Source organism: Dactylosporangium cerinum (assembly GCF_042653625.1).
In the GTDB taxonomy this organism is placed as follows: domain Bacteria; phylum Actinomycetota; class Actinomycetes; order Mycobacteriales; family Micromonosporaceae; genus Dactylosporangium; species Dactylosporangium cerinum.
Window position 1 is genome coordinate 1 of the sequence record NZ_JBHSIU010000043.1, and the last position, 14,679, is coordinate 14,679.

Consider the following 14,679-nt stretch of genomic DNA (forward strand, 5'->3'; position numbering starts at 1 on the left):
CCCACGCGAAGCCCTCGCCATGGACCCCCAACAACGCCTCCTCCTCGAAGCATCCTGGGAGGCGTTCGAACAGGCCGGCATCGACCCCGCCGAGGTGCGCGGCACGCGGACCGGCACCTTCGTCGGCGCCGCCGCCTCCAGCTACGGCCAGGGCATGCACCTGCCGTCCAGCGTCGAAGGGCACATCCTCACCGGCAGCGCCACCAGCGTCATCTCCGGCCGGGTCGCCTACACGTTCGGCCTCGAAGGACCCGCCGTCACCGTCGACACCGCCTGCTCCTCCTCACTCGTCGCGCTGCACCTCGCGGCCCAGGCGCTGCGCCACGACGACTGCGGCATGGCGCTCGCCGCCGGCGTCACCGTCATGGCCGGCCCGGACATCTTCACCGAGTTCGAGCGCCAGCAGGGCCTCGCCGGCGACGCCCGCTGCAAGGCGTTCAGCGCCGCCGCCGACGGCACCGGCTGGTCCGAAGGCGTCGGCGTGCTGCTGCTGGAGCGGCTGAGCGACGCCCGCCGCAACGGCCACCAGGTCCTCGCCCTCGTCCGGGGCACCGCCATCAACCAGGACGGCGCCTCCAACGGCCTCACCGCCCCCAACGGCCCCGCCCAGCAGCGGGTCATCGGCCAGGCCCTCGCCAACGCCGGCCTCGAACCGTCCGACGTGGACGCGGTCGAGGCGCACGGCACCGGCACCAGGCTCGGCGACCCGATCGAGGCGCAGGCGCTGCTGGCCACGTACGGGCAGGACCGCGCCGACGAGCATCCACTGTGGCTCGGCTCGATCAAATCGAACATCGGCCACAGCCAGTCGGCGGCCGGCGTCGCCGGGGTCATCAAGATGGTGCTCGCGATGCAGCACGGCGTCCTGCCGAAGACGCTGCACGTCGACGCGCCGTCGCCGTACGTGGACTGGACCAGCGGTGCCCTCGCACTGCTCACCGACACCGTCGAATGGCCCGGCACCGGACGTCCGCGGCGGGCCGCCGTCTCCTCGTTCGGCATCAGCGGCACCAACGCCCACGCGATCATCGAACAGGCCGCCGAGCCCACGCCCACGACCGCCCCGGCTCCGCGGACCGCCCCGCCGGTCGTGCTGTGGCCGGTGTCGGCCCACACCGCCGACGCCCTGGCCGTCCAGGCCGACCAGCTGCGCGCCTTCGTCGACGCCGACCCGGCCCTGGACCTCCTCGACGTCGGGCACTCGCTGGTCACCACCCGGACCACCCTCGACCACCGCGCGGTCGTCCTCGCCGGCGACCGCGACGGCCTCCTGGGCGGGCTCGACGACCTCGCCGCGGGCCGGCCCTCACCGGCGGCCGTGCGCGGCACCGACACCGGCGGCCGGCTGGCGTTCCTCTTCACCGGCCAGGGCGCCCAACGCGCCGGCATGGGCGCCGGTGTGCACGAACGGTTCCCGGTCTTCGCCGACGCCTACGACGCCATCTGTGCCCGCTTCGAGGCGCACCTCGACCGGCCGCTCCGCGACGCCGACCTCAACCAGACCGTCTACACCCAGGCCTCGCTCTTCGCGGTCGAGGTCGCGCTGTTCCGGCTGCTGGAGTCGTTCGGGATCCGCCCCGACCTCCTGCTGGGCCACTCGATCGGCGAGCTCGCCGCCGCGCACGTCGCGGGTGTGCTCTCGCTGGACGACGCGGTGACCCTGGTGGCCGCGCGGGGACGGCTCATGCAGGCGCTGCCGGCCGGCGGGGCGATGCTGGCGGTCCGGGCGACCGAGGCCGAGGTGCGGGCCGCGCTCGAACCGTTCCACGGCCGGGTCGACATCGCCGCGGTCAACGGGCCCGACTCGGTCGTGGTCTCCGGCGAGGCCGCGGTCATCGACGAACTCTTCACGGACCGCAAGACGTCGCGGCTGAAGGTCTCCCACGCGTTCCACTCGCCGCTGATGGAGCCGATGCTGGAGGAGTTCCGCACGGTCGCCGCCGGTCTGTCGTACGCACCGCCGCGGATCCCGATCGTGTCGAACCTGACCGGGCAGCCGGTCGAGGAGTACACCGCCGACTACTGGGTCCGGCACGTCCGCGAGGCCGTCCGGTTCGCCGACGGCGTCGCCTGCCTCCAGGCCAACGGCGTCACCCGCTACCTGGAGGTCGGCCCCTCCGCCGTGCTCGCCGGCCTCGTGGCGCAGGCGGTGTCCGGCCCGGCGCTCGTCGCCGCCGCCATGCGCGCCGACCACGACGAGACCGAGACACTGCTGCGGGCCGTCGCGGAACTGCACGTCGCCGGCGTCGACGTCGACTTGCGGTCCCTGTACGCCGGCTGGCACGGCCGCCGGATCGCGCTGCCCGGCTACCCGTTCCAGCGGCAGCGGTTCTGGCCCGAGCCGCTGCACACGACCATCGGCCAGCACGACACCGCCGAACCGGCCGAGGCCCGCTTCTGGGCGGCGGTCGAACGGCAGGACGCCGCCGCCGTCGCCGACAGCCTCACCACGGGCGGCGGCCACGTCGCGTCGCTCGACGCCCTCGACGCCGTCCTGCCGGCCCTGTCCTCCTGGCGGCGCAGCCGGCGCGAACAGTCCACCGTGGACTCGTGGCGCTACCGGATCAGCTGGAAACCGGTCGCCGACCTTCCGCGACCCGCCCTGCGCGGCACCTGGCTCGTCGTCACCCCAGCCGACGCAGCTCCCACCGAGCTTATCGCCGGGCTGCGCGCCGCCGGTGCCGAGACCATCGAATTCCGGCTCACCGCCGACCTCAGCGCGCAGAGCCTCGCCGCCGGGCTGCGCGCCGCGCTCGGGGACGGCACCGAACCGGACGGGATCCTGTCGCTCGCCGCGCTCGACGAAACCCCCGTCCCGGGGCTCGCCGCCCTGCCGGCCGGACTGGCCGCCACGGCAGCGCTCGTCCAGGCGCTCGACCTCGCCGGCCTCGTCGCCCCACTGTGGTGCCTGACCAGCGGCGCGGTCAGCGTCGGGCGCACCGACCGGCTGCGCAGCCCGATCCAGGCCCAGACCTGGGGCCTGGGCCGGGTCGCCGCCTTCGAAGACCCCCAGCGGTGGGGCGGCCTCATCGACCTGCCCGAGACGCTCGACGGCCGGGTGGTCGCCCGCCTCGCGTCGGTGCTCGCGCAGCGCGCCGAGGACCAGGTCGCGGTGCGCGCCACGGGTGTTTACGGGCGGCGGTTGCATCGTGCGGCTCCGGCTTCGGCGGCCGGTTTGCCGGTGCTCCCTGGTGGGACGGTCCTGGTGACCGGTGGCACCGGTGCGCTCGGTGCCGAGGTCGCCCGGCATCTGGCCGGCAGTGGTGTGCCGCACCTGCTGCTCACCAGCCGTCGTGGTCTGGACAGCCCCGGTGCTGCGGGTCTGGTGGAGGAGTTGACCGAGCTCGGTGCCCGGGTCACGGTCGCGGCGTGTGATGTCGCGGACTATGACGCGCTGGCCGGGCTGCTGGCCGGTGTCCCGGACCTGGCCGGTGTCGTGCACACGGCCGGCGTGCTCGACGACGGCGTGCTGGAGTCGTTGACACCGGAACGGTTCGAGACGGTGCTGCGCGGCAAGGCCCTCGCCGCGGCGCACCTGGATGAGCTGACCGCCGGCCTGGACCTCTCGATGTTCGTGCTGTTCTCCTCGCTCACCGGCACCGTCGGCGGCGCCGGCCAGGCCAACTACGCAGCCGCGAATGCCTATCTCGACGCGCTCGCCCAGCACCGCCGGCAGCGCGGACTCGCCGCCACCTCGATCGCCTGGGGCCCCTGGTCCGGCACCGGCATGGCCGCCGGGACCGCCGCGGCTCAACGGCTGCGGCGCGGCGGGCTCATCCCGCTGCCGTCCGACCTTGCGCTTACCGCGCTCGCCGCGGCCGTGGCGCACCAGGACGCCGACGTCACCGTCGCCGACATCGACTGGGCCGCGTTCGCGCCGGCGCTGCTCGCCGCCCGCCCCAGCCGGCTCGTCGCCGAACTCATCGAGGTGCAGCAGTCCCTGGCCGCCGTCCAGCTGCACGAGCCCGGCGGGACCGCCCTGCGCGACCGCCTCGCCGCCCTGCCCCCGGCCGAACAGTCCGCCACGATGCTCGACCTCGTCCGCGCCCGCGCCGCCCTCGTCCTGCGCCACAGCTCGGCGTCGGCCATCGATCCGGACCGGGCGTTCCGCGAGCTCGGCTTCGACTCGCTGACCGCGGTCGAACTGCGCAACGTCCTGGAAGGCGTCACCGGGCTGCGGCTGCCGGCCTCCCTGGTCTTCGACTACCCGAACGCGCACGCGCTCGCCGAGCACCTCCGCGGAGCACTGGTCGGCGACGCCGCACCCGTCGTTGCCGGCATCACACCATCCGATGTGGACGACGACCCGATCGTCATCGTCGGCATGGGCTGCCGGTACCCGGGCGGCGTCGCCTCCCCGGACGACCTCTGGGCGCTGGTCGCGTCCGGCGGCGACGGCGTTTCGGCGTTCCCGGACGACCGGGGCTGGGACCTCGCCGCCGACGCGGACTACGCCAGGCTCGGCGGGTTCGTCACCGACGTGTCCGGGTTCGACGCGGCGTTGTTCGGCATCTCCCCCCGGGAGGCCCTCGCCATGGACCCGCAGCAGCGGCTGCTGCTGGAGGTGTCGTGGGAGACGTTCGAGCGGGCCGGGGTCGACCCGCGGTCGTTGCGCGGCAGTTCGGTCGGTGTGTTCGTCGGCGCGTCGAACTCCGGCTACGGCGTTGGCGGTCGCCTCCCCGAGGGCACTGAAGGGCACCTGCTGACCGGTGTCGCGAACAGCGTGATCTCGGGCCGGGTCGCGTACACGTTCGGTCTGGAAGGACCGGCCGTCACGGTCGACACGGCGTGTTCGTCGTCGCTGGTCGCGCTGCACTGGGCGACCCAGGCACTGCGGGCCGGCGAATGCGGCATGGCCCTCGTCGGTGGCGTGACGGTGCTGCCGACGCCGGCCGTGTTCGAGGAGTTCTCGCGGCAGGACGGGCTGGCGGCTGACGGTCGGTGCAAGGCGTTCGCCGGCGCGGCGGACGGTACCGGTTGGGCCGAGGGCGTGGGTCTGCTGCTGGTGGAGCGACTCTCCGACGCCGAGCGCAACGGTCATCAGATCCTGGCGGTGGTGCGGGGCAGCGCGGTCAACCAGGACGGTGCGTCGAATGGTTTGACGGCGCCGAACGGTCCGTCGCAGCAGCGGGTGATCCGCCAGGCCCTCGCTGGTGCTGGGTTGACCGCCGCTGACGTGGATGTGGTCGAGGCGCACGGGACCGGGACCCGGTTGGGGGATCCGATCGAGGCACAGGCGCTGCTGGCGACGTACGGGCAGGACCGGCCCGCGGATCGTCCACTGTGGTTGGGTTCGGTGAAGTCGAACATCGGTCACACGCAGGCGGCTGCGGGTGTTGCCGGGATCATCAAGATGGTGATGGCGATGCGGCACGAGTTGCTGCCGCGGACATTGCACGTGGATGAGCCGACGCCGCAGGTGGACTGGTCGGCCGGCGCGGTGGAACTGCTGACGGAGGCGCGGCCGTGGAAGCGGAACGGGCGTCCGCGGCTGGCCGCAGTGTCGTCGTTCGGCATCAGTGGCACGAACGTCCACACGATCATCGAGCAGGCCCCGGCGAGCGAGCCTTCGTCTTCTACGGACTGGACGGGAACGGTGCCATGGGTGGTGTCGGCCCGTTCGGCGGAGGCGCTGCGTGGTCAGGCGGCGCGGCTGCGTGAGTTCGCTGCGGCGGATCCGTCGCTTGTTCCGGGTGTGGTGGGTGCAGCCCTGGCTGTGTCCCGTGCGTCGCTGCCGCACCGTGCCGTGGTCCTGGCCGATTCGGTGGCAGGTTTCGTCGACGGATTGGCGGCGCTGGAGGCGGGTTCGTCCGCCGCCAATGTGGTGCGGGGTTCGGCGGGTGAGGGCCGTCTGGCGGTGTTGTTCACCGGTCAGGGTGCGCAGCGTTCCGATATGGGACGCGGTCTGTATGAGCGGTTCCCGGTCTTCGCCGACGCGTACGACGCGGTCTGCGCTCGGTTCGACCTGCTGCTGGACCAGCCGCTGCGCGACGCGGACGTGAATCAGACCGTCTACACGCAGGCGTCGTTGTTCGCGCTGGAGGTGGCGCTGTTCCGCCTCATCGAATCGTTCGGTTTGCGTCCGGACTTCCTGTTGGGTCACTCGATCGGTGAGCTCGCCGCCGCGCACGTGGCGGGGGTGCTGTCGCTGGACGACGCGATCCAGCTGGTTGCGGCGCGGGGTCGGTTGATGCAGGCGCTGCCGGCGGGTGGGGCGATGCTGGCGGTGCAGGCGACCGAGGCCGAGGTCCGTTCCGCGTTGGAGCCGTTCGCCGGCAGGGTCGACGTCGCTGCGGTCAACGGTCCGACGTCGATCGTGGTGTCCGGTGACGCGTCGGTGATCGACGGGCTGTTCGAGGATCGTAAGACGTCGCGGTTGACGGTCTCGCATGCGTTCCATTCGCCGTTGATGGAGCCGATGCTGGAGGAGTTCCGCGCGATCGCTGCCGGCCTGACTTTTGCGCCGCCGCAGATCCCGATCGTGTCGAACCTGACCGGCCAGCTGGTTGAGGAGTACACCGCCGACTACTGGGTCCGGCATGTGCGGGAGGCGGTCCGGTTCGCTGACGGGGTCGCGTGGCTTTCGGGGAACGGTGTGAGCCGGTTCTTGGAGGTCGGGCCGTCCGGGGTGCTGACCGCGATGGCGCAGCAGTGCCTCACCGGTGAGACCGTGCTGGCCCCGGCGCTGCGCAAGGACCGCGACGAACCCACCAGCCTGCTGCACGCCCTGGCCACCCTGCACGTCAACGGGATCGGCATCGACTGGGCCCCGGCGTTGCCCGCTGGTGGGCATGTTGATCTGCCGACCTACGCGTTCCAGCACGAGCGGTACTGGCTGGAGCCGACCCACACACTGAGCGCCGACACCGTAGAGACACGGTTCTGGGACGCGGTCGAGCGCGAGGACCTCGAAGGGCTGGCCCGCAGCCTCGAGGTGCACGACGACGCGGGCTCGGCCATCGACGCCCTCGGCGCGGTGCTGCCCGTGCTGTCCGGCTGGCGGCGCAAGCGGCGCGAGCGCGGCACCGTGGACTCGTGGCGCTACACGACGTCGTGGACGCCGCTGCCGTCGGCGCCGGCCGAGCTGTCCGGCACCTGGCTCGTGGTCGTGCCCGCGGGGGAGCAGGGCGGCGACATCATCGCCGCGCTGCGGCGGGCCGGCGCGGACGCGATCGAGCTGGACGTCACCGAGAGCGACACCGACCGCGCCGGCCTCGCCCGCCGGATCGCAGCGGTGGCCGGCGACGCCGAACTGGCCGGGATCGTGTCCCTGGCGGGCATGGACGACACGCCACACCCGCAGCACCCGGTGGTGCCGGTGGGCGTCGCCCTCACCGCGCTGCTGCTGCAGGCGCTCGGCGATCTCGACACCCAGGCACCCCTGTGGTGCCTGACCCGCGGGGCCGTTTCCGTCGGCGCGGCCGACCCGCTGCGCCACCCCACGCAGGCGCTCGTCTGGGGGCTCGGCCGCACCGCGGCGCTCGAGGCCCCGCGCCGCTGGGGCGGCCTCATCGACCTGCCCGAACTGCTCGACGAGCGCGCCGGTCGGCGCCTGACCGACGTCCTCGGCGGGTCAGCCGAGGACCAGGTCGCGGTGCGCGCCACGGGTGTCTACGGCCGGCGGCTGCACCGTGCGGCTCCGGCCGGCGGTGCGCCGGTTGTTCCCGGTGGGACCGTCCTGTTGACCGGCGGCACCGGTGCGCTCGGTGCCGTGGTCGCTCGTCACCTTGCCGGCAGTGGCGTGCCGCACCTGCTGCTCACCAGCCGTCGTGGTCTGGACAGCCCCGGTGCTGCGGGTCTGGTGGAGGAGTTGACCGAGCTCGGTGCCCGGGTCACGGTCGCGGCGTGTGATGTCGCGGACTATGACGCGCTGGCCGGGCTGCTGGCCGGTGTCCCGGACCTGGCCGGTGTCGTGCACACGGCCGGCGTGCTCGACGACGGCGTGCTGGAGTCGTTGACACCGGAACGGTTCGCGACGGTCTACGCCACCAAGGTGGCCGCCGCCGTCCACCTCGACCGCCTCACCGCCGGCCTGGACCTGTCGATGTTCGTGCTGTTCTCCTCGGTGGCCGGCACGATCGGCAGCGCTGGGCAGGCCAACTACGCATCGGCCAACGCGTTCCTCGACGCGCTCGCCCAGCACCGCCGGCAGCGCGGGCTCGCCGCCACCTCGATCGCCTGGGGCCCGTGGGCACAGGCCGGCATGGCCACCGCGGACGACGCGATCACCCGCCGGATGCGCCGCGGCGGGATGCCGCCGATGGCGCCCGAACTGGCCGTCGCAGCGTTCGCCGACGCCGTCGCCGGCGACCAGCCCTGTGTCGCCGTCGCCGAGGTCGACTGGCCCACGTTCGGGCCCGCGTTCACCGCGGTCCGGCCGAGCCCGCTGCTCACCGCACTGCCCGAACTGCACACGCAACCGCCGGCCACACAGACCGGCGCCAGCCTCGCCGACCGGGTCGCCGCGCTGCCGGCAGCCGAACGGCAACGGGTCCTGTCCGCCCTGGTGCGCGACGAGGCGGCGGCCGTCCTCGGATACCGCGACCGGTCCGCCGTCGAGTCGGCACGAGCGTTCAAAGAGCTCGGCATCGACTCGCTCACCGCGGTGGAGCTGCGCAACCGGCTCAGCGTCGCCACCGGCCTGCACCTGCCGGCGAGCCTCGTCTTCGACTACCCGAACGCCGAGATCCTCGCCCGGCACCTCGCCGGCGAGCTCACCGGCTCCGGCACCGGCGCGGCCGACACCGCGGCCGCCGCCGTCGACACCACCGACCCGATCGTCATCGTCAGCATGAGCTGCCGGTTCCCGGGCGGCGCCACCAGCCCCGAAGCGCTCTGGGACCTGCTGATCGAGGGCCGGGAGGCGATCACCCCGTTCCCCACTGACCGCGGCTGGGACCTCGACGCGCTCTTCGACCCCGACCCGGACAACCCGCGAACCTCGCACGCCCGCGTCGGCGGCTTCATCCCCGACGTGGCCGACTTCGACGCCGAGCTGTTCGGCATCAACCCGCGTGAGGCCCTCGCCATGGACCCGCAGCAACGCCTGCTGCTGGAGACGACCTGGGAGGTCTTCGAACGGGCCGGAGTCGACGCGACCACGCTCGCCGGCACCCCCACGGGCGTCTTCATGGGCACCAACAGCCAGGACTACGGCAGCCTCCTCATCGACTCGGCCAGCGGCAACGAGGGCTACCTCGCGACCGGCAACGCCGCCAGCGTGGTCTCCGGCCGCATCGCCTACGTCCTCGGCACCGAAGGCCCCGCCATCACCGTCGACACCGCCTGCTCCTCGTCGCTCGTGGCGCTGCACCTGGCCGTCCAGGCGCTCCGCGCGGGCGAATGCGACCTGGCGCTCGCCGGCGGCGTGGCGGTCATCTCGACCCCGGGTATCTTCACCGAGTTCAGCCGGCAGCGGGCTCTCGCCGCCGACGGCCGCTGCAAGGCGTTCTCCGCCGAAGCGGACGGCACCGGCTGGGGCGAGGGCGTCGGCGTCCTCCTGCTGGAGCGCCTCTCCGACGCCGAGCGCAACGGGCACGAGATCCTCGCCGTGGTGCGGGGCAGCGCGGTGAACCAGGACGGTGCGTCCAATGGTCTGACGGCGCCGAACGGTCCGTCGCAGCAGCGGGTGATCCGGCGGGCCCTGGCCGGTGCGGGTCTGGAACCGTCCGATGTGGACGTGGTGGAGGCACACGGCACGGGTACCCGGCTGGGGGATCCGATCGAGGCGCAGGCGCTGCTGGCGACGTACGGTCAGGACCGACCCGCGGACCGTCCACTGTGGCTGGGCTCGGTCAAGTCGAACATCGGCCACACCCAGGCCGCCGCCGGCGTCGCCGGCATCATCAAGATGGTCATGGCGATGCGGCACGGGGTGCTGCCGCCGACCCTCCACGCGGGTGCACCCACCCCGCACGTGGACTGGTCCGCCGGCGCCATCGAACTCCTCACCGAGGCCCGCCCCTGGGAGGCCGGCGACCGCATCCGCCGCGCCGGCGTGTCGTCGTTCGGGATGAGCGGCACGAACGTCCACACCATCCTCGAGGCCCCGCCGGCCGTCCCCGAAACTCACCGCGAGCTCGCCGCCCCGGCCGTGACCCCGTGGCTGCTGTCGGCGAAGACCGCCGGGAGTCTCCCCGCACAGGCCGGCCGCCTGCGCGAGTTCGCCGCCGCGGATTCCTCCCTCGACGTCGGTACGGTGGGCGCGGCGCTCGCCATGTCTCGCGCGTCGCTGCCGCATCGTGCCGTGGTCCTCGCCGATTCGGTGGCGGGGTTCGTCGACGGTCTGGCGGCGCTGGAGCAGGACGCCGCGGCCGCCGATGTGGTGCGGGGTTCGGTGGGCGAGGGCGGCCTGGCGCTGCTGTTCACCGGTCAGGGTGCGCAGCGTTCCGATATGGGACGCGGTCTGTATGAGCGGTTCCCGGTCTTCGCCGACGCCTACGACGCGGTCTGCGCCCGGTTCGACCTGCTGCTGGACCAGCCGCTGCGCGACGCAGACGTGAACCAGACCGTCTACACGCAGGCGTCGTTGTTCGCGCTGGAGGTGGCGCTGTTCCGCCTGGTGGAGTCGTTCGGTCTGCGTCCGGACTTCCTGCTGGGTCACTCGATCGGTGAGCTCGCGGCCGCGCACGTCGCGGGGGTGCTGTCCCTTGACGACGCCGTGGCGCTGGTCGCGGCGCGTGGCCGGTTGATGCAGGCGCTGCCGGCCGGTGGGGCGATGCTGGCGGTGCAGGCGACCGAGGCCGAGGTCCGGGTGGTGTGCGAGCCGTTCGCCGGTCGGGTCGACATCGCTGCGGTCAACGGTCCGACGTCGATCGTGGTGTCCGGTGAGGCCGCGGTGATCGACGGGCTGTTCAAGGACCGTAAGACGTCGCGGCTCACGGTGTCGCACGCGTTCCACTCGTCGCTGATGGAGCCGATGCTGGAGGAGTTCAGGGCGATCGCTGCGGGCCTGTCCTACGCGCCGCCGCAGATTCCGATCGTGTCGAACCTGACCGGCCAGCTGGTTGAGGAGTACACCGCCGACTACTGGGTCCGGCATGTCCGGGAGGCCGTCCGGTTCGCGGACGGCATCGGGTGGCTCGAGGGCAACGGGGTGTCCCGGTTCCTGGAGGTCGGGCCGTCCGGGGTGCTGACCGCGATGGCGCAGGGCTGCCTGACCGGCGGCGAGACCGTGCTGGCCGCCGCGCTGCGCAAGGACCGCGACGAACCCACCACGCTGTTGCACGCCCTGGCCACCTTGCACGTCAACGGGGTCGACGTCGGCTGGGCCGCGATCCTGCCCGCCGGTGGTCGCGTCGACCTGCCCACCTACGCGTTCCAGCGGCGCCGGTACTGGCCACAGCCCGCTCCGGCCCTGCGCGGTGACGTGACCGAGGCCGGGCTCGGCGTCGCCGGCCATCCGCTGCTCGGCGCGGCCGTGCCCGTCGCCGGCGGAGACGGCATCCTGCTCACCGGGCGTCTCTCGCTCCAGACCCACCCGTGGCTGGCCGACCACCGGGTGCTGGACCGGGTCCTGCTGCCCGGCACCGCGTTCGTGGAACTGGCGCTGCACGCCGGCCGTCAGGTCGGCGCCGACCAGCTCGACGAACTCACCATCGAGGCACCGCTCGTGCTCCCCCCGACCGGGCGCGTGCAGGTGCAGGTCAATGTCGGCGCCGCCGACGCGTCCGGAAGCCGTCCGGTCCAGGTGTACTCCCGCGTCGACCCCGACGCCGCCTGGGTGCGCCACGCCGACGGCCTCGTGTCCCAGGGAACGCCCGACGTCGGCGCCGGCCTGCCGACCTGGCCACCGGCCGGCGCCGAGCCGATCGCGCTCGACGGGTTCTACGCCGACGTCGCCGAGCAGCTGCACGTCGACTACGGTCCCGTGTTCCGCGGGCTGCGCGCCGCGTGGCGAGCGGCGGACGCCGTCTACGCCGAGGTCGCGCTCCCCGAACCGGCCCAGGGCGACGCCGGCAGCTTCGGGCTGCACCCGGCCCTGCTCGACGCCGCGCTGCACGTCACGGGCCTGGGCGGGTTCCTGGGCGACGGCACCCAGGCGCAGCTGCCGTTCGCCTGGACCGGTGTACGGCTGCATGCCTCCGGCGCGGCGGTCCTGCGCGTTCGGATGGCGGCCGAGAGCGGCGGCGTGTCGATGCGCGTCGCCGACGGCACCGGCGCCCCGGTCGCCACCGTCCGCAAACTGGTCCTGCGCACCGTGTCCCCGGACGCCCTCGCCGCGCCCGGCGCCACCGACCTCCACGACGCGCTGTTCACCGTCGACTGGACCCCGGCGCCGGCACCGACGGCGACGCTCGCCGCGGTAGCGTTCCTCGGCGGCGGTGCCGATGCCGCTCGCCACGGCGCGGATCGCGTGGTCGCCGACCTGGCCGAGCTGCGTGCCGACGACGCCCGCCCGGATGTCGTGGTCTGGCCGGTCCCCGTGCCGGCCGGTGCCGACACCGCGGCCCGGACCCACGCGCTCACCGCCGAAGTGCTCGCGTTCACGCAGGACTGGCTGGCTGACGACAGGTTCGCCGACGCCCGCCTCGCCGTCCTCACCAGCGGCGCCGTTCCGGCCGGCGGCAGCGTCACAGATCTGGCCGCTGCGGCGATCTGGGGGCTGTTGCGTTCGGCCCAGACCGAGAATCCCGATCGGATCGTGCTGATCGACGTTGACGGGTCCGTGGACTCGTGGCGTCTCATCGGCGCCGCTGCCGCTCTTGGCGAGCCCGAGGTCGCGTTGCGTGCTGGTCAGGTGCTCGTGCCGCGGCTTGTTCGTGCTCTGCCGTCGACGTCGCTGTCTGTTCCGGAGGGTCCGGAGTCGTGGCGGTTGGAGTCCGCGGGTGGCGGCACGTTGGAGAGTTTGGTGTTCGCCCCGTCGGGTGTGGTGCCGCTCGGGCCGGGCGAGGTGCGGATTGGCGTTCGTGCGACGGGTGTGAATTTCCGTGATGTGTTGCTGGGGTTGGGGGTGTATCCGGAGCCGGGGTTGATGGGGGCCGAGGGCGCTGGCGTGGTGGTCGAGGTCGCCGCGGATGTGACCGGCCTGCAGGTCGGTGATCGGGTCTTCGGCTTGTTCAATGGCGGGTTCGGGCCGTTGGTTGTGGTGGATCACCGGGTGGTGTCGGTGTTCCCGGCTGGGTGGTCGTTTGTTGAGGCGGCGTCGGTGCCGATGGCGTATCTGACGGCGTGGTATGCGTTGCGGGATTTGGCGGGTGTGCGTGCGGGTGAGTCGCTGTTGGTGCATGCGGCTGCTGGCGGGGTCGGTATGGCCGCGGTGCAGCTGGCCCGCCATTGGGGTGTCGAGGTGTACGGCACCGCGTCACCGCCGAAGTGGGACGCCCTGCGCAGCCTCGGGCTGGACGACGCGCACATCGCGTCGTCGCGGGACCTGGACTTCGAAGCGACGTTCCGGGCCGCGACCGGCGGCCGGGGTGTCGACGTGGTCCTGAACTCTCTCGCCGGGCCGTTCGTTGACGCGTCGTTGCGGCTCCTGGCCCCAGGCGGCCGGTTCTCCGAGATGGGCAAGGCGGATGTCCGTGATCCGGAGGTGGTGGCGGAGCAGTACGGCGGGGCGTCGTATCGGGCGTTCGATGTGTCGGAGGCTGGCTTTGCTCGGATCGGGGTGATGCTGGCCGAGATTGCGGCGTTGTTCGAGCAGGGCGCGTTGTCGCTGTCGCCGGTGACGGCGTGGGACGTGCGTGAGGCCGGGGCGGCGTTCCGGCACATGAGCCAGGCCAAGCACATCGGCAAGAACGTGCTGACCATTCCGGCCATCCCGCAGGGCAGTGTCCTGATCACCGGTGGCACCGGTGGTCTGGGTGCGTTGCTGGCCGAGCACCTGGTCCGTTCGCATGGTGTGCGCAGTCTGGTGCTGACCAGCCGCCGCGGCCCGGACGCGCCAGGCGCCGGCGCACTCGTCGACCGTCTCGCCGAGCTCGGGGCCCACGCCGAGGTTGTGGCCTGCGACGCCGCCGACCGTGATGCCGTGGCCGCGGTCGTCGCTGGTAGGGCGTTGGCCGGTGTCGTGCACTGTGCCGGGGTTCTGGATGACGGTGTGTTCGCCGCGTTGACTCCTGAGCGGCTCGACGGCGTGTTGCGTCCGAAGGTGGATGCTGCGGTACACCTGCATGAGCTGACGAAGGACATGGACCTGGCGTGGTTCGTGGTGTTCTCGTCGGCATCGGCGACGTTCGGGTCGGCTGGTCAGGCCAACTACGCCGCCGCCAACGCGTTCCTCGACGGGCTGATGTCGTATCGGCGCAGCCTCGGCCTGCCCGGCCTGTCGTTGGGTTGGGGCTTGTGGGCCGAGGCGTCCGGGATGACCGGTCATCTTGCGGGTCGTGACGTGGCGCGGGCCGGTGGGGGACTGTCCACCGAACTCGGGCTGGCGTTGTTCGACGCTGCGATGCTCCAGTCCCGGCCGCATCTCGTGCCGACGCCGCTCGACCTCGCCGCCGTTCGCACCGCGCCGGGCCCCGTGCCCCCGCTGCTGCGCCGGAGCGCCGGTGCCCAGATGCGCCGGGCGGTCGACGGCCCGACCGGCGGAGGCACCCTCGCCGACCGTCTCGCCGCGATGCCCGAGGCCGACCGGGAGCGGCTGCTGCTCGACCTGGTGACCGGCGCCGCTGCCGCGGTCCTGGGCCACGGGACGGCTGACGCCGTCGACGCCCGCCGCGCGTTCAAAGACCTCGGCTT

Annotated in this window: 1 protein-coding gene; it reads left to right on the forward strand. The window is 73.0% G+C overall.

What is annotated here, in order from left to right:
• The coding region (locus ACFPIJ_RS33515; protein ID WP_380121098.1) for a type I polyketide synthase at positions 1-14,679 on the forward strand (14,679 nt) is incomplete at both ends.